We start from the raw sequence: 22,790 nt of genomic DNA on the forward strand, positions 1-22,790 counted from the left end.
ATGACTTCCCCATCTTCAGGAATGAACACTTTATCGGATAGATCATGCTTTTCCAGTGATCGACGCAACGTTTCTCGGTCAATGGGGCAGTGGTTTAACACTTCCAAATTGCTATACCTTCGAACAGTGGCGCGCGACCTTCCAAGGCTAAACTAAAATCTGTTTAGCCGCATGAGCTTCTAACCACCAGTTTTGGCGGGAACACCACGCTTTTGTAGGGCTGTTTGTCCCCCTCCATTCGCGCGAGAATGATTTCTCCTGCGGCTCGACCAATTTCTCTTGCCGAAACAGAAATGGAAGTCAGTGCTGGGTTGGTATTCGCCGATTCCGCCACGTCATCAAAACCCACAACCGCGATGTCTTTACCCACGGTTTTACCAAGATCTTTAATCGCTCGCATCACACCAAAAGCGACGATATCTTGGTAGCCAATAATTGCGGTAATTTCCGGGTGCTGATCCAATAACTCCCTTGTCACCTTGGCTCCCTCAGAGCGACTCGCTGAACAGCTTCGTATGTATCGTTCATTAAATGGAATCCCATGCTCCATCAGCTTTGACATATAACCGCCAAGGCGATGAGAACGTGTTTTCGAGATCTCTAGCCCACCTACAAAAGCAATATGTTTGTGACCTTTTTTGATCAGGTGTTCCGTCGCCAATTGTAAGCCCATAAAGTTATTGGTACCGACAAAATCAAATTGATCCTCTCCAATAGGCCGGACGGTTAACACTATCGGAAACCCACGGCTTTGCACTGTCTGCAAAAAGTCCAGATTGGTTTCCATCGCCGGGCACATGACTACGCCACCAGCGTTCTGGCTCAACAACGAATCAATGAACTTGCTTTGACGCTCAACGCTCTCTTCAGCATTCGCGAGAAACAGTAACGAATCTTGCTCTTCAAGATAATGGCTAAGCCCTGCGATCATTTCAGAGAAAAAGGGGTTGGTGATATCAGGTGTGACGAGCCCGACTAGGTTACTGCGCTTATGTCGCAGGTTAGCCGCTGCCTGATTGTAAACATAACCAAGCTCCTTAACCGCCTCTAATACTCGCTCACGCGTGGTCGCCGAAATTCGCCCTTTGTTAGTCAATACCATGGACACGGTCGCGGTGGAAACGCCGCAATGCTTAGCCACGTCCGCAATGGTTGCTTTCGCCATATTGAACTCCAGTAAAAGAAATTGGCACCAGTTATAGCGACTTTCTTATCTGATTAAAATAAGGTTAATCGATTAACCTAAACAATGGACATTTATCGTCATGATTATGTGATTAACTACAAAAATGCCCGTCCAAATAAGGGTTAACAACTGCTAAATGAGTGGTTAACCGCGTTAACCTATTTGTTAGTTGATTAACTGAGTGATTAGACTGTAGTCAAATGATTAACTCAAGGTGATGTATGAAGTACCTATCTGGTCAATCCAATTATGACAAGTTTCCAAATGTAGAAGTGAAGGGCTTTGATCACGCTGCCGTTCGCGGTTGGAACAGTATCGTCAACACAATTGAACAACGCATTCAGGGCCAAGATAAACATATTTTGGTGATCGACACCTATCATGGCGTCAATCACAACGAGCTCCTCGACCAGCTTGTTGCACCGCTCTCCCCCGCTTTAGTGGTGTCAATGGACGATGCGAAATACTCCGAAGAACATATCTTCGCCATGTTAGAACGTAACATTACCAACGACCGAGTATTTGGCGTCATTGCACCACACAAGCTGGACGAGTTTTTTGACAGCAAGAAGCTACAAGATCTTAAACAAACCGTTAGCGATGCCGATTCTGGTTTGATCGTCGTTATGGGTCATGGCGCTAGGTTGGTCGCTGAAGGCGATACCTTTGTTTACGCGGATTTAGCCCGTTGGGAAATTCAGCAACGCTTCCGCCGTGGCGAACTGGGTAACTGGGGTGCGGAAAACTACAACGAAGACGTCTTGCGTAAGTACAAGCGTTCCTTCTTTATAGAATGGCGTGTCTTCGACCGCTACAAGACCAAGCTGTTGTCTGACGTTGATTTTCTATTAGACACCAACACCGCTTTTGACCCTAAGATGGTGTCTGGCGAAGCATTTTATGCTGGTCTGATACAAGCAACAACTCAACCATTTAGACTGGTACCTTTCTTTGACCCTGGGGTTTGGGGCGGTCAATGGATGAGAGAAGTCTGCGACCTAGACCAAGACAAGCCAAACTATGCATGGTGTTTTGACTGCGTTCCTGAAGAAAACAGCCTACTGCTTAAATATGGTGACGTTGTTGTTGAAATTCCATCGCAAGACTTGGTATTAACACAACCGCGCGCTCTCTTAGGTGACAGTGTCCATGCACGCTTTGGCGCCGAGTTCCCAATCAGATTCGACTTCCTCGATACCATGCAAGGTCAGCATCTGAGTCTGCAAGTACACCCTCTAACGGAATACATTCAGAACGAATTTGGGATGCACTATACCCAAGACGAGAGCTATTACATGTTAGACGCTGGAGAAAAAGCCAGTGTGTACCTTGGCACTAAGTCTGGCATCAACCCAGATGAAATGATGGATGATTTATATGCAGCGCAGCGCGGCGAAAAGTCATTCGATGATGAGCGCTTTATCAATCAATTCCCAGCGAAAAAGCACGACCATTTCTTAATCCCGGCTGGCACTATTCACTGCTCGGGCTCCGACTCTATGGTGCTTGAAATCAGTGCAACCCCATACATCTTCACGTTCAAACTGTGGGATTGGGATCGTCTGGGGCTTGATGGCCTGCCACGTCCTGTTCACTTAGACCATGGCAAAGAAGTCATTCAGTGGGAACGCAACACGGAATGGTGTCAGGAGCACTTAGTTAACGCCATTACACCAATCGCAGAAGGCGAAGGCTGGAGAGAAGAGAAAACAGGTCTGCATGAGCGCGAGTTTATCGAAACCCGACGCCACTGGTTCAGCCAACCCGTTCTTCATAAAACTGAGGGAACCGTCAATGTTCTGAACTTAGTGGAAGGTAAAGAGGCAATTATCTTGAGTCCAGACAATAAATTTGAGCCATTTGTTGTTCATTATGCCGAAACCTTCGTTATCCCCGCTCACGTAGACGCTTATGTCATCCAACCATATGGCGAAAGCGAAGGAAAAGAAATTGCCACTATTAAAGCGTTCGTAAGAGGTTAACCATGCTCCATTTTATCGTAGCCAGTCACGGTCCATTAGCCACTGCACTCATCAGCAGTGCCAACATGGTATTTGGCGAACTCAGTAACACGACTGCGATCTGTCTCACCGAAGAGGGAGGCATCGAGCAATTTAAACAGGATTTCCATCATGAAATCACGGCAATAGCACCCAATGTTGACGGCATTGTCGTGCTATGCGATTTGGAATGCGGCACGCCCTACAACGTTGCCTGCACTTACGCATTCAACCCGGATTTCAATCCAAAGGTTGAAGTCGTAACTGGGGTGAATTTCCCAACACTTTTAATGACGGCAGACTTTGTTGAAGAGAAGGACGCTTCGTCCGTTGCAACAACCTTGCAACAGGAAGCGCTAAAAACGGTTGTCGTTGCCAAGCCAGTAGAGCTGGCACAAGAAGACGATTTTTAAGGAGAAACACTATGGCTATTTCGTTTGTGCGTATCGACGACCGCGTTATCCATGGACAGTTAATGACTCGTTGGGCTAAAGAGCTCCCTTGTGATGGCATCGTAGCTATTGACGATGCAGTAGCAGCCGACCCGTTACTATCACAAGTCATGAAGGGCGCCGTAACCGACGTTAAAGTTTGGCTATTTGATACCGCGACCGCCGTCAGCAAGCTACCTAAGGTGATCGCCAGCGACAAGAAGTATTTCGTCATCGCGAAATCTCCGGTCACGCTACGCCGTATTCGTGAAGCAGGTATTAGCCTTGAGAACCTCAATAACAAAATTAATGTTGGCCCAATGAGCGCTCGAGAAGGCACAACCACAATTGGCGGCAACCAGTGCGTCAACCAAGAAGAAATCTCTGCATTTAACTACCTCTCTGATGACGGTCACCACATCGATTTCAGATTGGTACCTGATGCCAGCTCCTACACCTGGAAAGATGCACTGCAAAAACTGAAATAACTAAAAAACAACCTCCACTTTTGACATGCGTTTTTATCTCAAAAGTGGAGTAACTAATACGTGAGCTAAAGGATGACATTATGTTTATAGAAGCAGTATTTATCGGGATACTCTGCTATCTCGGTGCCCTCTCTACCCCCTGGTTACTTGGATTGACCGGTGGTTGGTACACCATCACTCGACCACTCGTCTCCGGCATGTTAGTCGGTATCATCTTAGGAGATATTCAAACTGGCATCATGGTCGGTGTGGCGGTGCAAGCCGTTTACATCGCAATGGTGACACCTGGCGGCTCTATGCCAGCCGACCTTAACTTTGTCGCCTACCCTGCAGTGGCGCTGGGCATCATGTCTGGACAGGGCGTGGAAGTCGCTGTGGCTATCGCCGCGACCATAGGTATCGCTGGCACCATTATCTTCAACTTTATGATGGTCATTAATTCCTACTGGAACCATAGAGCAGATTTGGCAATAGAGGCTGGAGACGAGAAAGGCGTGTACATGAACTCGGCCATTTATCCTCAGGTCACGAACTTCTTAATGCGCTTTGTTCCAACCTTTATCGCCGTTTACTTTGGTAATCAATACATCGAAGGGTTTATGGCCAGCCTACCGGATATGGTGATTGACACCATGACGGTTTTAGGTGGCATCTTGCCTGCTGTCGGTATCGCGATTCTGCTAAAACAGATCATCAAAGAGTCAACGATGCTGATTTATTTCCTAGTCGGTTTCGTTGGCATCGTATTCCTAAACCTCAACATGGTGGGTTTAGTAATGATTGGGGCGTTATTTGCGCTACTTCATTACAACTACAAACCAGAGCCCCAAACTGCTAACGCTGCACCCGTTCAACAGGCTGATGATGACGAGGATGAATTCTAATGACTGCACAACACAATAAAATTGGTACCGATATCGAAGCCAAAGTCACACTCGACAAAAAAGATCTGACGAAATGCTGGCGTGCATGGATGATGTACAACCTATCATCGATGAGTTTTGAACGCTTGGAGTCCTTTGGCTTCTGTCTAGGTATGATGCCTGCTTTGAAAAAGCTCTATCCTAACCAAGAAGACCGCCAAGAAGCGATGAAGCGTCATGCGTCATTTTACAACACCGAGCCACAGTTGGGTGCCATCATCAACGGTATGGCTGTGGGTATGGAAGAGAAGAAAGCCAACGGCGAACCTATTGATGGCGAAACCATCAACACGCTCAAAGTCGGTTTGATGGGACCAGTCGCTGGTATTGGCGATTCCATGATTCCGGGTATGTTGGTACCCATCTTACTCAGTATCGGTATGGCGCTTGCGGCCGGCGGCAGCATGTTAGGCCCTATCTTCTACATTGTGGCGTTTAATGCGATTGCCATCATCGGCTCTTATCAACTATTTATGAAAGGCTACAAGATGGGCGCTGGCTCAGTTGAGATGCTTGTTAGCCACCGTTCAACCAAGATCCGTGAAGCGTTATCGTTATTAGGTGTCTTTGTCATGGGTGGTGTCGCGGCCAGTTACGTCAATCTGGGCACAGGGCTTGAGTTTGCAACCAAAGACGGTGTCGACATCAACGTGCAAATGATGCTCGACGGAATTTTCCCTAAATTGCTACCACTGGTTGTAGTCCTGGGTACCTGGTTTGCGATGGCGAAAAAGGGGCTCAGTCCGGTAAAAGCGATGCTTTCGCTTGTGGTTCTTTCCTTCATCGGTGTCGCTATCGGTATTTTCTAACTTTTCAATATTTAGGGCACTCGTCGAGTGCCCTACTCTTTGGAGCAAACCATGGACTCCCTAACCTTTCAAATCGCTCGCTGTCAACACTGGCTCACTCAACATGCCCTACCTCGATGGCAAAAGACACAATCCAACCAAAACGGAATTTTCGCCGAAGGTTTACTTTTCGACGAACAAGAGTTTAGTAACGAGTTACTTAGATTTCGTGTGCAGCCACGGCAGGTTTACGTTTTCGCCCACGCCACTGAGCTCGATCTAATCGACGGACGCGATCAAGTTTGTGCGGCCATTGAAAAGGGATTCGCACACTTCGGCTCACCTACATCCGGTTATCGTTTCGCGCTCTGTAAAAGTGATGACAACAAGGGTGATGCGATTAATCTATACGAGCAAGCTTTTGCGCTTCTTGGGTTTGCCTGGCATTACAAACTAGCGGCTGATGAAAGCTCTCTCGCAACAATGGAAGCCATTTACCAACATATCTCTACACATCTATGGGATATAAAATACAACGGCTTTTTTCTGACGGAAGGCAACGAAGTAAGCAAAGGGCAAAACCCTCACATGCACTTGTTCGAAGCATTGATGGTCAGCTACGAACATACCGACAATCCCGTTTGGATAGAACGAGCAACGCAAATCTATCAGCTGTTCCAAACTCATTTCCTGCAAAGTGATCATTTAGCTGAGTTCTTTCAGGCTGATTTCTCTCTTGATTTGGAAACAGGCACCCACATCGATCCTGGTCATCATTATGAGTGGATCTGGTTACTTAACCATTACCAAAAACTCACAGGCGTTAATGTTGACAAGACGGTCGACGCTTTGTACCGCTTTGCACAGCAATATGGACATAACGACAATGGTCTTGTCAGGGACGAGATATACGCCAACGGCAAGCCACTACGTTCAACGTCGCGCCTTTGGTGCCAAACCGAATACTTAAAAGCCTGTATTGCACTTTGGGAACGTAGCCCTAGTGACGCCCGCCGAGCTGCGGTAAGTCAAGCTGTAGAACACATCTTTGTTTACTACTTGAATCCAGCGTTACCCGGACTGTGGGTCGATCAAGTAGATAGCACGGGTGAGCCGTTAAATGAACACTCTCCAGCGAGCAGTTTTTATCATCTATTTCTAGCCTTTTCTGAACTAGTCAGAATAGCCAATAAGGATTAATATGCATTTATCTATTCCCCCTAGCATCAATTACTTAACTGGTCATATTGATGCAGAAAACGTCGTCTGCAAAGCGACCACGCTTGGCGCGCTTGAAGGCGTATTTGCTGACGAAACCCAACGTGCCAAAAGTGCACAGGATAAAATTATCTACCAAGTGGAGATGCTTCCTGCCCAGCACGCTGAAGGTGAGTTAAACTTTGGTGTTTCGCACATCGAACCGGGTTCAGTAGGCGATGAATTCCACATGACCCGAGGACACATTCACCAACGTAAAGAGCAGGCAGAGTTCTATTTAGGCTCACAGGGAGAGGGTTTGTTACTCATGCAAACAGAGCAAGGAGAAGTGACCATTGAGAAAGTCTTCCCAGGCAGCGTGCATCATATTCCGGGCTTTGTCGCCCACCGGTTGATAAATACGAGTGACATTCGACTATCTGCGCTTGCGGTTTGGCCTGCCATTGCAGGGCATAACTATGACTTTCTAACTGAGGTCGGATTTAAAGTCCGGGTACTGAAAAGTAGCGATGGATACAAAGTCGTTTCTATAGAGGAAGAGCCACAAAATCTGTGATGCCATGCTGCGGTATTCGTAAACGGCGACGTCAACGCTAACGCTGAAAATTCCTTGAATTCATTGTGGTAAAGGCAGTAATCAAAGCTCAGCATACACCAATGCTGAGCTTGTTTTAGCAACGACTAACCAAGTTCAATCAATCCATTGTTGAAAGGCAAATCGTCGAAGAATGACTGAATATTGTTAAGTGTCGTGTCGGCGATGTTCTCCAACGCTTCGTGCGTTAAAAAGGCTTGATGCCCGGTAAACAATACATTGTGACATGCCGATAATCTTCTGAATACGTCGTCTACAATGACGTCATTAGATTTATCCTGGAAGAACAGATCTTTTTCATTGTCATATACATCCAGACCCAGTGAGCCAATTTTACCTGACTTCAACGCTTCAATCGCTGCCGATGAATCTAATAATTCGCCTCGACTGGTATTAATGATCATAACGCCATCTTTCATCAAGCTAAACGCCTGTGCATCAAGCAGATGATAGTTGTCTTTGGTCATTGGGCAATGCAAAGAAATGATGTCGCTGGTTCGGAATAACTCCTCTTTACTACAGTATGTCGCGCCCAATTCTAATGCTTGCGGATTTTCAAAGGGGTCAAAGCAAACCAACTTCATACCAAACCCTTTTAAAATGCGCATGGTTGCTACACCGATTTTACCTGTACCCACAATTCCAGCCGTTCTGCCATGAAGGTTGAAGCCTACCAAACCGTCTAAAGAGAAGTTAGCGTCACGCGTGCGCTGATAGGCTTTGTGGAACCGACGGTTTAAACACAACATCATGCCCACGGCATGTTCTGCGACCGCCTCCGGTGAGTATGCTGGGACACGTGCTACCTGCAACCCAAGTTCTTTCGCGGCTTCAAGGTCCACCTTATCAAACCCAGCACAGCGCATTGCAATCAGCCTGACACCTTCCTGTTGAAGTTTGGTCAGTACTTCGCGCGATAAATCATCATTAACAAATGCGCACACCACTTCACACCCAGTAGCCATTTTGGCCGTTTTCGCGGTCAACCTGAAGTCGTGAAAGTGCATTTCAAAACCAAAGTTCTGGTTCACTGTCGAAAACGAATCCTGGTCATAAGATTTGGAGCTGAAAAAAGCAATCGAAGTCATATTCACTCCCCCACATGTTATCGTCTACCCACAAGCATACGCCCACTTTTGGTGAATTACACATGACAAAAAGTATGGCTAACGTATTGATGTCATTACTGCTCTATAAGGCCACTAAACCGCCCTTATAGAGCAATAATCCAGGGTCTTTCACTATACAAGCACCAAAATTGACAACTAAATCAATATTTTCACTTTTTGTTCCTTTTTTTCGTTGCATACCCATTAGCTAGGTCATAATATTTTGTGAGCACCGTTCAAAAAATACCAAAAGGTGCTTTTGCAAAAACGTCAGGAATTAATGAGCAGTGACGCCCCAAAATAATAAAAAAGCAGTTTCGAGCGCTCCACAGAGAACCACGCAAACATTAAATAGTACAGACGCGCTGGCCATGATCGAACATGGTGGAGACGTCACCCTTACTGTCACTACCCCGGTAGGTACCTCTTTTCGGTGTGGCACACAGTTTATTGGATCCCACTCAGACCACCGCATTTTGCTTGAAGTGCCCAAAATAGATGACAGCGACCTGAAATACTTCTTTCAGGAAGGCTTCTGGTTGGTGGTACGCGCTATATCTCAGAGGGGAGAAGGCGGCGTTGTGCAGTTTCGCTCCCAGTTAATGCACGTTATCGATGAGCCCTTAGCCCTACTTGTACTCACCATCCCCCAATCCATGCAAGTGACCAATTTGCGTAAAGAACCACGTTACGAACTCAATCTTGAAGCACAACTGTGCGTGGAAGAGCATCAGGTACGTTGTGAGCTGCGTGATATGTCCAAGAGTGGCTGTCGATTTATTTTGCCGGCTTTGGGCAAGTCTTTGGATTTGGGTCAGGAAGTTGATCTGATCGTCTTAGCCGGTGACCGGGATCGGTGCTTTCCCCCCTTGTCTGGTCACATTTGTAATCAGCAGAAATCCAGTCACCACACTGGCTACGGCATCAAGTTCGATGAACCAGGGGAAAGGAACGCTAAAGAACTGCTTTCAAATCTAAAGTTTGATGGTACCAAGCTCAAGCTCAGAGCCTAAAAAAGCCAGGCTCTTTGCCTGGCTTTTTAACGCTAATCTCTCACTTTCGCAGAGCATTCAATCTTGCCTGGGCAATACCATAGACGGTATCGACCGGGTAACTACCCTCTAACGTCGGAGTACCTGCCGGTTTGCCACTGAACAATTCAATAGCCTCTGTCACGTGGTCGATTGCCCAAATATGGAATTCACCTTTTTCTACTGCTTTCTGGATATCAGTTCGTAACATCAAGTTGTGTACATTCGAGCGAGGAATAATTACACCTTGCTGGGATGTGCGCCCTTTGATCTTACAAACATCATAAAAACCTTCGATCTTTTCATTCACCCCCCCAATTGGCTGGGCTTCTCCAAACTGGTTCATCGAACCGGTGATGGCAAGATCCTGACGGTTTGCCTGACCGGAAAAGGCAGATACAACGGCACAGAACTCGGCCATGCTCGCACTATCACCGTCAACCCCGCCATAGGATTGTTCAAACGTAATAGTTGTGGTGAGTGGCACTTTTGCTGTCTTACCAAAAACCGAAGACAAATAGGCGGTAAGTATCATTACACCTTTAGAGTGAATGCTACCTCCAAGATCCACACTACGCTCAATATCGATGACGTCACCATCGCCGTATGACGTAGTTGCTGTAATTCGGTTGGGAGCACCAAACATGTGATCGCTGGTAGCTAGCACGGACAGCGCGTTTACCTGGCCAATTGCCACACCATCGGTATGAATCAGGGTAGTACCGTTAATAAACCCTTCCATCACACTGTCCTGTAGACGGTTAACCCGCATTTTCTGATATTCCAACGCTTGCTCAACGTGGCCGGCTCGAATTAAATTTGATTTTGCGTTACGCGCAACATAGTTGGACTCGCGAAGCAGATTGGCGATATGAGCTGAGTGTAGAGAGAGCTTGTTTCGGTCTCCGGACAGGCGCGAACTGTGCTCAATAATGCGCGCAATCGCCTTACGATCACAGTGCAGCATATTGTTGTCGTGGACAATGCTCGAAATGAACCGTGCATAATGCACTTCCGAGTCAGGAGTGCGCGGCATCTCATCTTCAAAATCTGCCGTGACTTTGAACAGTTCGCTGAACTCAGGATCATAGTGTTGCAATAACTGATAGGTGCGATAATCACCAAACAAGATGATCTTAACATCCAAAGGTATCGGCTGCGGATCCAACGAGACCGTTCCCGTTAAGGTGACCTCTTTTTCTAACGAAGTGAAACTCAACTGTCTGGAGCGCAATGCTCGTTTCAAACCATCCCAGACGTATGGCTGCTCAAGCACCTTTACCGCATCCATCAGTAGTACACCACCGTTAGCATGATGCAGACTACCTGCTCGAATTAGTGAGAAGTCGGTGAATACCGTCCCTTTAAAAGTCGCGGTTTCAATAGAACCAAACAACGAGTGATAATTGGGATTCTCTTCAACAATAATTGGAAAATCACACTCTGACTGTTTCACGATGACATTCACCTTGTAGCGTCTTGGGAACTTATTATCCAGTGAGGCCGACGCTATTTCTCCTTGCTCACTGCCCTCTTCCAGAAATATATCAACATTGTCACAGATGTCTTTTTGCAGGCCAGTCAGGTATTTTTTGATCTCCGTGTAACCGTTGTAGTCCTTTTTCAGCTTCCTGATCAAATGACTAATCACACCCAAGGTTACTTCTTCATTGAGCTTTTGGATGTTATCGGTGAACGTTTCTTCCCAATCGGTCAGCTCTCGTGCCATTCCGCGCAGACTGATTTCTAGCTCGTCGATGGTGTGTCCGAAACGTTCTTGTTCTTCGACTGGTAATTCCGCGAAGCTTTCGTCAGTGTGCAGCTCCTCACCATTCATTGCCACAAACTGATAATCGCCCTGCGGAGTAATGGTCAGACTAATGTCTTTGTCTTTCGCTTCTTCACTTAGCTTTTGCAGCTCTACTTGCTGTTTCTTTGCAAGGTCATTCTTGAGTTTATCGGCGCGGCCAAAGTACAGCTCATTGTCAAATGCCATGGGTATGGCCTTGACCAGTTTAGAAATGAGTTTTTCAACGTCTTGCTTGAGCTTTTGGCCCATACCGCAAGGCAACTTGAGAACTTGCGGTGTGCGTGTATCTGAAAAGTTGGCGACATAGCACCAGTCATAAAGCGCCTCACTGTCATGAGGATGGCGGCTCAGATAACGCAAAATCATGGTGCGCTTCCCCAAACCGTTTTGCCCAATCGCGTAGATATTGTAGCCTTTCTCCTTGATCGACATGGCAAATTCAACCGCTTTTTGCGCGCGTTCCTGCCCAACTATCTCGTCAATCGGAGATAATTCTTTGGTGGATTTACAAGGCAGTTTTTCCAATTCTGCTGCGTGGTATAGCTCTGTTTTTTTTAATCTTTGAATTGCCATATCCAGCTCCTCCTCTTCCCCTACTTTCTTCAGTTTAGCTGATTTGGCTTTACAATTTAGTGACTTAGTAGCAAATTGCGTTTAACCGCCTAATTTTTGTACACAACAATAAAACAGAGAAGTGCTCTCCTGGAGAGGTATCACTTCAGATTAAGGTGTCTGGCTACTAGCTGATAAACATCACATCGGTGGATGCATGCTTACGAAGATCGGCCTCTACGCCGGATATGGCCGAGAAAAAGCTGTGCTCTTTGCCGAAGATGACCAGATTCGCATTGAGATCTTCGCAGAGTTTGAGCAAATGAGTCGTCACATTCCCCTCGGTCATATGGATTGCACGAATCGGGTAAGGCGACTCCTTCGCGAGCTTGGCCAACTCTTCAAACCGACTGAACTGAATCACATCGTGGAACGATCCCAGTTCTAATTCGAGATCATTATAACTTGTGTTGCCCATGCCGGGCTCCACGTAGGCGATGTGCAGATCTGCATTATTCTGCTTTGCGATTACTCCCGCTTTTACTAGCAAACGATGAGAACGCTCATCAATCGGATCGAGCGCCAAAAGAACAGTTTGGTATAGCATTCTGCAACCCTCTTTAAATGATGTTATTTATAATCTTGGCTGAAGATTGGCGAGATTCAAGATCTTCATATTTAAAGTAAGTTTGCAGCTTTGCAGGCGCTTGCAAGATTGATACTGGCATCTTTTTTGACGGACCAGAGCAGAAGATGGATCTCTGTTCTGAGTCGCGCAAAAACGGCAGATACATGGACGAGAACCGTCTCGGGTGTGAAGTCTCAATGTTGTAGTGGTACTCAAAATCTATAACGTATCGCCAGTCAGAACAGGGCTTCTGCCGCTTCATCCCTCATCTGTGAGTAGCGCATCAACCTGAAGTCTGCCGCGTCGTAAAGGTTGCAATGGGAAAACGGATTTTCAAACACCTGACTACTCATACCACGATAAAAGCTCAGCGCATCTAGTTGTGCAACTTTTCTCATATAGATATCCTTGAGGTACTGCTCGAGGCTGGAGCTACGCACCACCGTATAGAGCTCATAACTACAGGACAGATCGCTAATTGCTTTCGTCAATTCATGCCGGGCAGACTTAGATACCGCTCCATAACTCGCCAGTTTGAACACATTACCCTGAACCGTAAACAAGGCATGGCCAACCACTGCGCTGCCATGTAACAAGCAAAGCACAGATGGTGCAGTAATGTTCATGGTTCGCAACACTACTTCAATGGGTGTCGAAAAGGTGTTCTTGTGACCCTGGGCTATCATCTCTTTCAGAGAAGCGGGCAACGCATCCCAGGAAAAGATATCTTTTTTACTAATTGGGTACTCGTATAGACACCGGTCTCCCAGGAACTCTTCTCGATATCTCAATGCTTTCTGTAGCCGACCTGACTCAATGTGGTCATAGTGATACGGCTGGGGAAAAAAATGCGCCATGCCTAACCTTCTAAGCAAAGAAGGCTCCACGTTTCCCCCCTCCCAATGACTGACCATACTCTGGCTGACATTTTGGAACAATGCATGCGATCTAGACAGCTGATCACTCAGCTCAATCTGCGACAGTTTATTGTGTTTTCGAAAATAACGCATCGCTTCGGAAAACGTTTTACGGCTAAACGCTGTCATGACACCTCAAATAAACCCAGTACTTTTTGTGGTAATAGAATAAGCTCCCGATTCCCTACAAGCTATGCGATTAGCGTTTGGCGAATCTGCGTTTCTCATATTCGTTTTATATTTTTAAGAGAAAGAGCAATATGCTAGCACCTACACAGGGATTTACTCCGCAAATGACATCAGTTATGTTGATAATCACGCTGGATTGATAGAATGAGTTTGGAACATGGATAAGCTAATAGTGGCTTCAAAGTTTGCGTTTTCACTGGCTTTAGTGATACTCGCCTTCTCGATTTACAGTTTTACTCAGGAAGCTAAGCAGCTTAGGCAGGAGCTGCCCTCTCTGTTAGCACAAATTGATACCACCGCTCAACGCATTACGCCGGTGATTGAGGAAATTAAACACATCCAGACCATCGTGCCTGAGATCTTGGATCACAGTAAGGAATATCAGCGTCTGGTTCCAGAAATATTGAGACGTGTTGACGATATCAATCAGCAAATACCTTTAATCACTGAGGAAGTTGCGCAAGTACGCACCGCCATTCCCCCTATACTCACTGAAACACAAAATTGGCACCAATCCCTCCCCGACATACTTAAAGAGATCGACAACACCAACAAAACCGTGAAGCAGACTAACCAGCGCATCGCCGATATCAACAATCAAATCCCGATGATCCTTGCGGAAAGCGCCGCGCTGCGCAAAGAAGTACCTGAAATCATCGCTCAGGCAGATGATCTCGTTGACAAAGCAGAGCAAGCCGGCCGAGAAGCCAGTAAAGGCGCGGTGTCTGGTGTGATTGGTGGTATTCTCAGCTCACCTTTCCAGTTGGTCGACAAATTGACTGAGGTGTCTGCCGATGCGTTTGGTCTCAAAGAAGACGCCAGCTATACGCAACGTGATAAAGAGCTTCACAAAAAAGCGGTCGAAAAGCTACTCAAAAAACCAGATTCTGGTCAGTTTGAATCCTGGTCTAACCCCTCTTCTAAAAACTCGGGTACCGTCTCCATTCAGTCTGTGACTGACTCTGCCAATTCACGATGTTTTTCTATCCTGAGTCGACTCAACATCGCGACCGGACCGGATAAGGGAACACACAGCGTAACGACCGAGAAGTGCGTAAAAAACTAGGAACAGAAATTAATGAAAGTTGAGTATATTTTAGACAACGATGTCGACAAAAGGCTGGACAAACAGCTGAGAAGCCTGCTAAGCCTCTGCTTCGCTAAACCAAGTGATAAACGCTTCAAAACACAACGCTATTACAATGAAATGCCACAGCATCGCTGGTTAGTACGTTCGAAAGATAAAACCGAAGTTATTGCTCACGTGGCAGTGCATGAGAAGAGCGTGACCTTTAAGGGGCAACAATTTCCTATTGCTGGTGTCGCAGAAGTGTGTGTCCACCCAGACCATCGAGGCAATGGTCACGTAAAACATCTACTTGCTCAAGCGCATCAATGGATGATCTCACAGGGCTATCTATATTCGGTCCTTTTTGGTAAAGATGAAGTTTATGGTTCCAGTGGTTATCAGCGAGTAACCAATCTTTACCTGGTCAGCGAACAAGAACCCTATACAGCGACAGCGGTCTCCGCGATGGTGCTAGCCCTGAAGCAACAGCAATGGCCTGCATCTGATGTTGAACTAAAAGGACTGTCTTTTTAAAGAGACACGCTGTATGAGTGTGAATGTTTGATCGATTGGCTTTCAGGTGCGTATCCAATCATTGCGAATATGCAAAAAAGGATCGCTATCATGAAACAGATAATTTCTCGTTCAATTGCATTCGTTGCAGCATGCTTACTCTCTCTCAGTGTTCGCTGACCACCATAAAATGGGAGAAAAGGATATTGTCGATGTCGCAGTTGACAACGGATCGTTTACTACACTGGTTGCTGCAATTCAGGCCGCTGGACTCGTAGACACTTTGAAAGGCGAAGGGCCATTCACAGTGTTTGCCCCCACGGATGATGCATTTGCCAAACTACCTGAAGGCACGCTTGAAAGTCTGCTCAAACCAGAGAACAAGGATCAACTTGTCGCCATCCTGACGTACCATGTGGTATCCGGCAAAGTCATGGCTGCCGATGTTATGGGGCTGGATAAAGCAACGACGGTGCAGGGGCAAGACGTTATGATCAGTCAGCAGGACGGTAAAGTGATGGTAGATGGCGCCGCTGTCGTAGCGACGGATGTGATGGCGTCAAATGGCGTGATTCATGTTATCGACGCTGTCATTTTACCAAAATAGAGGTGCGCGTTAGTTTCGCCGTATTAAAGGTCGTCTGACAGGGCGACCTTTGTTATTGATGGTGCCCCACTACTGCTTCACTGGCACAGTATTAAGCATCAAACTAATTATGCGCTGCATTTCTTCATGCTCTTGCGGATCGTCGACTCGCTGTTCTGTAGGCCCCTGTGCAAGTACCCGCCAACGGGGAAAATCACTATTAGGCGCAAAGGCCGCAACATAAATGGTTCCCTTTTCGCCTTTCTCTCCAGGAGCTGCAGCTACCTGAATACCGGTTGAAATCTGCGTAGACTTGAAAATTTCCTGATCGTTCATCTTCGACTCGGTAGCGATACCAAAGTCCATCAACATTGACGGTGACTGTGACGCATCGATTTTAATGTAGCCCTTCTGAGCCATCTCATTGTCAATGAGGCTGCGGATCACTGCAAGATATCGGTCGCCATCCAATTCAGAAGAGACTCTGGCAACAACAGGGCCTTTTTTCCAGGCGTACGTCGACACCGCCTGATTTGGGAGGAATGAGAAGTCTCCCGTAGTGGCAATCCCGTAGGAGTAATTCACCTTTGGCGCTGTTGTCGCCGTCGTACAACCAGTCAGAGACAATGTCATCGCCAGAGCGAACATTAGTGTTTTGATCATAGCTTAACTCTCCGGTGCTCAAGATATTCCTAACATACTAATTCAGTCCACAGACATTGGACAGAAAAACAACACAAATCAATAAAGTAAGTTACTGATAAACAGCTCTGTACGCGATACTGGCTAAACGGTGACGTAAGGTTTGTGCTGAGCCCTTATTGACATCGAATTGGGTCAGTAACAGCTCCGCATTGAAGTTCTCACCATAATAAGCTTGATTGAGATCCTCATCCAAGCGTATCTGGAAGGTATCGATGCTTCCACCAAAATAAAGACCTCGATTTTCCGACACCATCATTGAGCTCACGCCACTGACGCCGCCGATCACCTTACCACTCACGCCTTTACCTATGGTTAGGTCTGCCGTACCCCCAACTTTGATAGGAGAATTCGCCATACTATCGAGCACATCGTCGGACAAGATCACGCCTACCCCACCGATGCTTTGAGCGCCAGCCAGCAAACCAAACATGAAGCTGTTAAACTCGACAAAAACAGGCTCACTCCAGTCATGGTCATTTCGTGTCAGCAATATGCCGTTACCCCATTGAGCCCCCAGCAAAAAACCAGCTTGTCCTCCTGACGGGAAAATCACAATTGCCTTGGCAACACCTGTTAGCCGTTTAACCGAATCCCAGTGCTGAGTGGAATCAAACTGATCAATTTTCTCGGCCGACAATTGGACAATACGCTCAGCTTGAAGGTATTTGGATGAAGGTGCTGCTAACGTGCTTGCACTAATCAGAACAGGCAACAACAAGAGCAATCGGAAAAGAGTACGAATGGTCAACCGCATGGTTTTCAAACCCAAAATTAAAGAGTGGGATAAAAGAATAGCAAAAAAAAGTGACTCATATTGAGTCACCTATTGATTTTACAGATGGAAAGTAGTCGCTTCGCTATTTCTTAGCGACACCCATAAGGACTTTCTGTTTACCCTTACCGGCATCTATCTCAAATGGCACTGAAATTTCTACCTTAGAAAAGCCCGCATTGAGCAGTGTCTCTTCCGCTCTTTTCGGCGTCATTCCAAATCCCTGATCATCAGAGTCAACGGCCCAATCCCAGTGGATGAATAGACCGTACTCATCAAGCAAGGTGTATATAATGTTGACGGTCTCTTGAAGGTTATCAATGAATCCGCAAACCGATGAAGCTACGACAAGATCAAATTGATTGCGAAACGCCGGATGCTGAGCGACCAATCCACGAGTGAGATAATCAACAACTGGCTCAACATTCTCAAGCCCTTTCTTATCTAACTCTTCAATCATGGCTTCGGAGCCATCTAAGGCAACGATTTCTTTTGTCGACGGGGACATTAGTTGGCTAAGTAAACCGGTACCACAGCCAAGATCTAACACCAATTTACGTTTTAACGAGGTTAGCTCGGTAAGTTGCTCGAAACTAGCCTGAGCAAATTCTGCCGTGGCTTCATTATTTTCCCATGTCGCAGCGTACTCATCCCACTCGTTAGACATAGTTCACTCCATTTTTTCCATTAGTGCTGGTTACAGCGTTAACACTAAGTTTTAATCCTTGAACACTAGGCATAGATTAAACCAGATTACCAATCAATTCCTAGTGTTATCTTCGTATTCTTTGGCACCCATGCTATGATTTTTGTTCTTAGTTCCTTGAAGTGTGTTAAACAATCATGTCGATCAATCTTTCTCAAATTGAAGCATTCTGCGCCATTGTAGACTCAGGCTCAGTCTCAGAGGCTGCTCGAGTACTGGATTGCAATCGTACCAAGCTTAGTATGGCCATCAAGGCACTTGAGAAAGATCTCAACACCGAGCTGTTTGTCCGCACCGGTAACAATGTCTCTTTGTCAGAAACCGGGAAGGCCATTTACAAAGATTGTGAAAACCTGCTGGTCACCTCAGCCCGTATACGCCAGACCTGCGCCCAGGTTTCTGGTGATTTTGCCACCGAGTTGTACATTGCACACGACGACTCCCTGCCTGATACCTTATGGCGTGATCTGTCAATCCAGCTTAACCAACAATTTCCAGCCATCACTTTGAACATGCTATTGGCTTCGTCCGGTGATCTGGCGGATATCGTAGAAAAGAAACAGGTCGATTTTGCGTTTGGTGTCGACTTTGAGCGGGTGGACGACCCACGACTTACCTATCAGCCACTGGGTAAAATACGTATGATGTCGGTTTGTCGCTCTGACCACAAACTATCGAAACTACCTAGAGTCTCTGATGAAGTGCTGAGGGAAGCAATGCAAGTCTCACTCGCTTATCTCAATCTTCGCGATAACCCTGAGCTACAACCGTTTTCACTCAAATACATTGGATTTTCCAGTTTTGAGTTCATGTTAAAAACCATTCTATCAGAAGGCGCTTGGGGGGTATTACCTGAGCCGCTGATTCGTCATTATTTAAGAGCTCAAGAGCTCGCGGTTATCAAGCATACCTATGGCTTAACTCAGGAAGACTACTGTATGTTTACCTCTGCAGGTATGTCGGAGCACCCCGCCATGACCTGGCTTGCCGATCGCATTAGTGACTATCTCTTCGACTTCTAGTGTATGACCATCAGTCAGCGTCAGAATTAATGACAGCAAAATATCGGTGTAACCATCTGTTTTCAAACAACTATACCTAAAAACTTGATCAACAAACTTCACTTCATGGCAACTTTTGTTTGAAAGGTAACCAGCCGATCGCGACAATGGATACATATTCTACAGAAGGTAAATCGTATGTGTCCCAACCATTCACACAATGAGTCAACAACACTAAAAGTCTCAGCAGTTATTGCGACAGGCTTCGCTGTGGCAGGACTCGCCGTCGGCGTGATTATGGGCTCACTAGTCATTGCTTTCGATGGTATTTATTCGCTGGTCAGCCTGCTGTTAACTTTATTGTCACTGGCCGCTGCAAGCCAACTCAAACGTAGTGATAGCTGGTTGACTAAATATGGAAGAGAGAATGTTGAAGCGGGTGTTATTGCGATTAAAGCTTCGGTCATTCTGCTGATTGTCTCGATGTCGTTGTACTCAGCTGTCGGTGCGATGTTTACTGGCGGTCGCCCTGTCGATACTTCAATCGCCACTGTGTTTGGTGCATTTAACGTTCTCGGCTGCTCTTATGCCTGGTGGTATGTAGCAAAGAAAAACAACACCATGAATTCAAATCTTATCGACGCAGAAACAAAACAGTGGCAAATGGACACCATGTTGAGTGTTGCTGTCATGACTGGCTTCATCGCTGCGTGGGTATTAGAGCAGTCACCACTCTCAGCCTATAGTGTTTACGCCGATCCTATGATGATGATATTGATGTCGGCGTATTTCATTAAAGTACCGGCGGTCATGTTAAGGGAAGCCTGCACTCAACTAATGAGTGAACAAGGAGACCGAGTTTCAACATCCAACGCCTGACCCGCTCATGAATGACTGGAAGAAGCCTGAACATGTTGCTGTTCAGGCTTTTCTTTTGTTGCCCAATAGCAGACCAACGATCCTAGTGTCACCAGACTCACTCCTTGCCAGAAAGAAGCACCCAGCGCCACGGATAGATAAAAAGAAGAAAACAGCGTAGAAAATACCGGAGTGAAGTAGGAAAACGTCGCAAGCAAAACCATGTTACCGCCGATAATGGCCTGATTCCAAAGCGCATAACCTGCTCCCATGACGATCCCAGACAGCAGTAGGGTGATGACTGAAGAAGGGTTAAATGTCATCCCACTCTCACCGCTCATGAAGTACTGTACCCACAAGGTGGCTGCCGTTGCTGCAAAGAACAGTACGATCGCATTTTTGCCGTTACTCATTTTAGGTGTGATATTGCAATAAAATGCCCAAATGAACGCCGCAGAGAAGGCCATGAAGTAAGTAAGCGGATTGGTAGCAATATTATCGGTTAATAGCGATAGCGATATCCCAGCATCTCCTGAAATACACCATGCGACGCCCACAAAGGCAACAAACACGCTCGGATATACCAGGATGTTCACTTTACGCTTACTGCTCACAACCGCCAATAAAACCGTCAGTGCCGGCCATAAGTAGTTAATGACCGCCATCTCCATTGCCTGATGCCTATCGTTCGCCATACCCAAAGCCAGAGCCAAAAATATCTCGTAGCTGACAAACAATCCCCCGCCTAACCACAAATATTTACGATTGAAGTCTGAGAACCTGGGCACGCCCATCACCATGGCCAACGCTAGCGTGCTCACGGTGTACATCATCGCCGCGCCACCAATTGGTCCAAACAGCTCAGCAATATTACGGGTAAGTGCCATCAGGGAGCTCCAAAGGAGTATTGCTGCCACACCAAACATGGTGTATTTGTTCTTGCCCAGACCGGCCATACCTTCTCCTAATATCAGACGATTTCGCGTTTCTGTCATTCGATATAAACAATGGCTATGCAACCCTTGTAGCTTCAATTAGTCTTATTCAATGTACATGCGCATAAAGCTGAAAAATATCAGTCAAATAGCTGAAGACACAGTGCATTTGAACAAGGAAGCCGCTACACTCGCATTGCATTTTGGAAACCAATTTACAGCAACACTTTAACTATGCTCAGCTTTTTGTCCATAAGAAACTTACTATCGCTATTTCTTGTCATCGTACTCAGCGGGTGCGTCTCATCAAGTATTGATCCATCACGTTTCGAAAAAACACCCTCTTTCACCATAATCAATGACAAACCTACACGTCTGGATGACTATTTCTCACGGGAAGTTGCCTCTCACTCCTTAATCGATGAGACCGGCTTCTATCCACTGGACAGAGGCCATGATGCTTTGCTTGCCAGACTGGCCATAATAGAAACAGCCCAAGCGAGCATCGACGTCCAGTATTATATTTTCCGGGATGATGAAGCGGGTAACCTGCTGGCCTGGCGACTGTTTGAAGCAGCGGAACGTGGCGTACGCGTGAGATTGCTACTCGATGATATGCAGAAATACGATGACAATGATCTGGTCCGCTTCAGCAGTCACCCGAATATCGAAGTTCGCATGTTTAATCCCCACCACCTGCGTTCGGCTCGAGGGATCGCGATGTTAAGCGATTTCGAGCGTCTCAATCACCGAATGCATAACAAATCACTCACTGTCGACGGTGTCGTTTCCATCATTGGTGGGCGAAATGTTGGCAACGAATATTACTCCATTGAGTCAAATGTCGAGTTTTCAGATCTCGACCTGTTAATGGTGGGCAAGTCGGTGCGGCAGGTCAATCGACAGTTTGATCTCTACTGGAACAGTGATTATAGCGTCCCCGTTGAGTGGCTGACCTCTAAGCGGCTTCAATATACAGACGCTGACGTGGAAGTCTGGGTCAATGAACTGGGACTTGAAGAGAAGTTTTCTGGAGGGACTTACGACTTTTCGAAGCTCCCTTTGTACAGTGACCTTATTAATGGCACCATAGAACTCTACTGGGGTGTCGGCAATCTGCTTTATGACTTGCCCAACAAACCGGACAGCAAGCAAAGTACACTTATTGATAGCTTAGGAGCGGTTCTGGAGGAGGGAAAATCCTCACTAGTGCTCATTTCCCCCTACTTTGTCCCTACCGAGTCAGGCACTAAAGAGCTTATTCAAGCGGTGAAAGACGGACGTGAAGTAATTATCATCACCAATTCACTGGCCTCAAATGATGTTTTTGCCGTTCACGGTTGGTATGCCAAGTACCGAAAACAACTCGTTGAGGGTGGCGTCCAGCTCTGGGAAGTGAAATCCAATGCCGAAATCAAAAAGAACTGGAGCTTAACCGGCAGCAGCCGTTCTAGTTTACATACCAAAGCTGTTGTCATTGACAAGAAAAAGCTCTTTGTCGGTTCAATGAACTGGGATCCACGCTCAGCACACCTTAACACGGAGATGGGGGTGGTAATTGAACAACACGAGTATGCTCAAAAGGTATACAGGGAAATCCTCAGGGAAATTCCGACCACCGCTTACGAAATTCAGGTCGTCGACGACGATGTCGTTTGGTTTGACCACACCACAGGAGACACTCTGACTTCGGAGCCTGACGCCAGTTTCTGGCGACGCATGGGCGCGTGGTTTAGCGGTGTTTTACCGATTGAGGAGCAGTTGTAAGCCTGCCCTAGCA

Annotated in this window: 22 protein-coding genes and 1 pseudogene; 14 read left to right on the forward strand and 9 right to left on the reverse strand. The window is 46.5% G+C overall.

Translation table 11 applies throughout. The features are described from left to right. Positions 1 to 163 precede the first annotated feature (163 nt). Entirely contained in the window at positions 164 to 1,165 is a 1,002-nt protein-coding gene (locus C4S60_RS02400) for a LacI family DNA-binding transcriptional regulator (protein WP_103878729.1), read from the reverse strand. Between the two features lie 242 nt (positions 1,166 to 1,407). Here C4S60_RS02400 and C4S60_RS02405 point away from each other — a divergent pair, with 242 nt between their 5' ends. The 7 genes from C4S60_RS02405 to C4S60_RS02435 all read left to right on the forward strand — a co-directional run bounded on the left by C4S60_RS02405 (position 1,408) and on the right by C4S60_RS02435 (position 7,590). After that, positions 1,408 to 3,168: a class I mannose-6-phosphate isomerase gene (locus C4S60_RS02405; protein WP_103878730.1), complete on the forward strand. Its 1,761-nt coding sequence runs from the start codon at positions 1,408 to 1,410 to the stop codon at positions 3,166 to 3,168. A 2-nt stretch (positions 3,169 to 3,170) separates the two neighbouring features. Next, positions 3,171 to 3,599 (forward strand): PTS sugar transporter subunit IIA, encoded by a 429-nt coding sequence (locus tag C4S60_RS02410; RefSeq protein ID WP_103878731.1) that lies wholly within the window; start codon positions 3,171 to 3,173, stop codon positions 3,597 to 3,599. An 11-nt stretch (positions 3,600 to 3,610) separates the two neighbouring features. After that, positions 3,611 to 4,105, forward strand: coding sequence for a PTS sugar transporter subunit IIB (locus C4S60_RS02415; RefSeq protein WP_103878732.1), 495 nt, complete (start codon positions 3,611 to 3,613; stop codon positions 4,103 to 4,105). A gap of 80 nt (positions 4,106 to 4,185) precedes the next feature. Beyond that, positions 4,186 to 4,989 carry a PTS mannose/fructose/sorbose/N-acetylgalactosamine transporter subunit IIC gene (locus C4S60_RS02420; RefSeq protein ID WP_103878733.1) on the forward strand — a complete coding sequence of 268 codons (804 nt, stop codon included), beginning with the start codon at positions 4,186 to 4,188 and terminating at the stop codon, positions 4,987 to 4,989. Next, the gene (locus C4S60_RS02425; protein ID WP_208623232.1) at positions 4,989 to 5,837 is read left to right on the forward strand and encodes a PTS system mannose/fructose/sorbose family transporter subunit IID; all 849 of its coding nucleotides are present in this window, start codon (positions 4,989 to 4,991) and stop codon (positions 5,835 to 5,837) included. The genes C4S60_RS02420 and C4S60_RS02425 overlap by 1 nt, the downstream gene beginning before the upstream one ends. Before the next feature lie 51 nt (positions 5,838 to 5,888). Continuing rightward, entirely contained in the window at positions 5,889 to 7,016 is a 1,128-nt protein-coding gene (locus C4S60_RS02430; RefSeq protein ID WP_103878734.1) for an AGE family epimerase/isomerase, read from the forward strand. Between the two features lies 1 nt (position 7,017). Next, positions 7,018 to 7,590, forward strand: coding sequence for a glucose-6-phosphate isomerase family protein (locus tag C4S60_RS02435; RefSeq protein WP_103878735.1), 573 nt, complete (start codon positions 7,018 to 7,020; stop codon positions 7,588 to 7,590). A gap of 125 nt (positions 7,591 to 7,715) precedes the next feature. Here the strand turns inward: C4S60_RS02435 and C4S60_RS02440 are convergent, their stop codons facing one another. After that, positions 7,716 to 8,717, reverse strand: a complete 1,002-nt coding sequence (locus tag C4S60_RS02440) for a 2-hydroxyacid dehydrogenase (protein WP_103878736.1) — start codon at positions 8,715 to 8,717, stop codon at positions 7,716 to 7,718. 392 nt (positions 8,718 to 9,109) lie between these two features. Here C4S60_RS02440 and C4S60_RS02445 point away from each other — a divergent pair, with 392 nt between their 5' ends. Further along, the gene (locus C4S60_RS02445) at positions 9,110 to 9,751 is read left to right on the forward strand and encodes a flagellar brake protein (protein WP_208623238.1); all 642 of its coding nucleotides are present in this window, start codon (positions 9,110 to 9,112) and stop codon (positions 9,749 to 9,751) included. 40 nt (positions 9,752 to 9,791) lie between these two features. On the opposite strand, the gene C4S60_RS02450 is transcribed toward C4S60_RS02445, so the two are convergent. From C4S60_RS02450 to C4S60_RS02460, 3 genes are all read right to left on the reverse strand, one after another. Continuing rightward, positions 9,792 to 12,152 (reverse strand): Lon protease family protein, encoded by a 2,361-nt coding sequence (locus tag C4S60_RS02450; RefSeq protein ID WP_103878738.1) that lies wholly within the window; start codon positions 12,150 to 12,152, stop codon positions 9,792 to 9,794. Positions 12,153 to 12,318: 166 nt separating this feature from the next. Beyond that, on the reverse strand, positions 12,319 to 12,738 hold the full coding sequence (locus tag C4S60_RS02455; RefSeq protein ID WP_103878739.1) for a universal stress protein: 420 nt from the start codon (positions 12,736 to 12,738) through the stop codon (positions 12,319 to 12,321). A 257-nt stretch (positions 12,739 to 12,995) separates the two neighbouring features. Further along, entirely contained in the window at positions 12,996 to 13,805 is an 810-nt protein-coding gene (locus tag C4S60_RS02460) for a helix-turn-helix domain-containing protein (RefSeq protein WP_103878740.1), read from the reverse strand. 217 nt (positions 13,806 to 14,022) lie between these two features. Between C4S60_RS02460 and C4S60_RS02465 the strand changes: the two genes are divergently transcribed. The 3 genes from C4S60_RS02465 (at position 14,023) to C4S60_RS02475 (ending at position 16,054) form a co-directional block, all read left to right on the forward strand. Further along, positions 14,023 to 14,931 carry a hypothetical protein gene (locus C4S60_RS02465; protein WP_244183002.1) on the forward strand — a complete coding sequence of 303 codons (909 nt, stop codon included), beginning with the start codon at positions 14,023 to 14,025 and terminating at the stop codon, positions 14,929 to 14,931. A gap of 12 nt (positions 14,932 to 14,943) precedes the next feature. Further along, positions 14,944 to 15,468: a GNAT family N-acetyltransferase gene (locus tag C4S60_RS02470; protein WP_103878741.1), complete on the forward strand. Its 525-nt coding sequence runs from the start codon at positions 14,944 to 14,946 to the stop codon at positions 15,466 to 15,468. Positions 15,469 to 15,583: 115 nt separating this feature from the next. Beyond that, positions 15,584 to 16,054: a fasciclin domain-containing protein gene (locus C4S60_RS02475; protein WP_425275103.1), complete on the forward strand. Its 471-nt coding sequence runs from the start codon at positions 15,584 to 15,586 to the stop codon at positions 16,052 to 16,054. Positions 16,055 to 16,123: 69 nt separating this feature from the next. Here the strand turns inward: C4S60_RS02475 and C4S60_RS02480 are convergent, their stop codons facing one another. The 3 genes from C4S60_RS02480 to C4S60_RS02490 all read right to left on the reverse strand — a co-directional run bounded on the left by C4S60_RS02480 (position 16,124) and on the right by C4S60_RS02490 (position 18,177). Further along, on the reverse strand, positions 16,124 to 16,696 hold the full coding sequence (locus C4S60_RS02480) for a DUF4136 domain-containing protein (protein ID WP_103878742.1): 573 nt from the start codon (positions 16,694 to 16,696) through the stop codon (positions 16,124 to 16,126). A 91-nt stretch (positions 16,697 to 16,787) separates the two neighbouring features. Continuing rightward, positions 16,788 to 17,492, reverse strand: a complete 705-nt coding sequence (locus C4S60_RS02485) for a lipid-binding SYLF domain-containing protein (protein ID WP_103878743.1) — start codon at positions 17,490 to 17,492, stop codon at positions 16,788 to 16,790. A gap of 103 nt (positions 17,493 to 17,595) precedes the next feature. Next, positions 17,596 to 18,177, reverse strand: a complete 582-nt coding sequence (locus C4S60_RS02490; protein WP_103878744.1) for a class I SAM-dependent DNA methyltransferase — start codon at positions 18,175 to 18,177, stop codon at positions 17,596 to 17,598. 182 nt (positions 18,178 to 18,359) lie between these two features. Here C4S60_RS02490 and C4S60_RS02495 point away from each other — a divergent pair, with 182 nt between their 5' ends. Both C4S60_RS02495 and C4S60_RS02500 read left to right on the forward strand, forming a co-directional pair. Continuing rightward, a complete protein-coding gene (locus C4S60_RS02495; protein WP_103878977.1) occupies positions 18,360 to 19,238 on the forward strand; it encodes a LysR family transcriptional regulator in 879 nt (292 codons plus the stop codon). Between the two features lie 177 nt (positions 19,239 to 19,415). Beyond that, a pseudogene (locus C4S60_RS02500) lies at positions 19,416 to 20,057 on the forward strand (cation efflux transmembrane domain-containing protein); the annotation flags it as partial. Between the two features lie 44 nt (positions 20,058 to 20,101). On the opposite strand, the gene yddG reads toward C4S60_RS02500, so the two are convergent. Continuing rightward, positions 20,102 to 21,022, reverse strand: coding sequence for an aromatic amino acid DMT transporter YddG (gene yddG / locus C4S60_RS02505; RefSeq protein ID WP_208623239.1), 921 nt, complete (start codon positions 21,020 to 21,022; stop codon positions 20,102 to 20,104). A 222-nt stretch (positions 21,023 to 21,244) separates the two neighbouring features. On the opposite strand from yddG, the gene C4S60_RS02510 reads away from it, so the two are divergent. Continuing rightward, positions 21,245 to 22,777 carry a phospholipase D family protein gene (locus C4S60_RS02510; RefSeq protein WP_103878747.1) on the forward strand — a complete coding sequence of 511 codons (1,533 nt, stop codon included), beginning with the start codon at positions 21,245 to 21,247 and terminating at the stop codon, positions 22,775 to 22,777. The last annotated feature ends 13 nt before the right edge of the window (positions 22,778 to 22,790 follow it).

This window comes from Vibrio hangzhouensis (assembly GCF_900107935.1).
Taxonomy (GTDB): domain Bacteria; phylum Pseudomonadota; class Gammaproteobacteria; order Enterobacterales; family Vibrionaceae; genus Vibrio; species Vibrio hangzhouensis.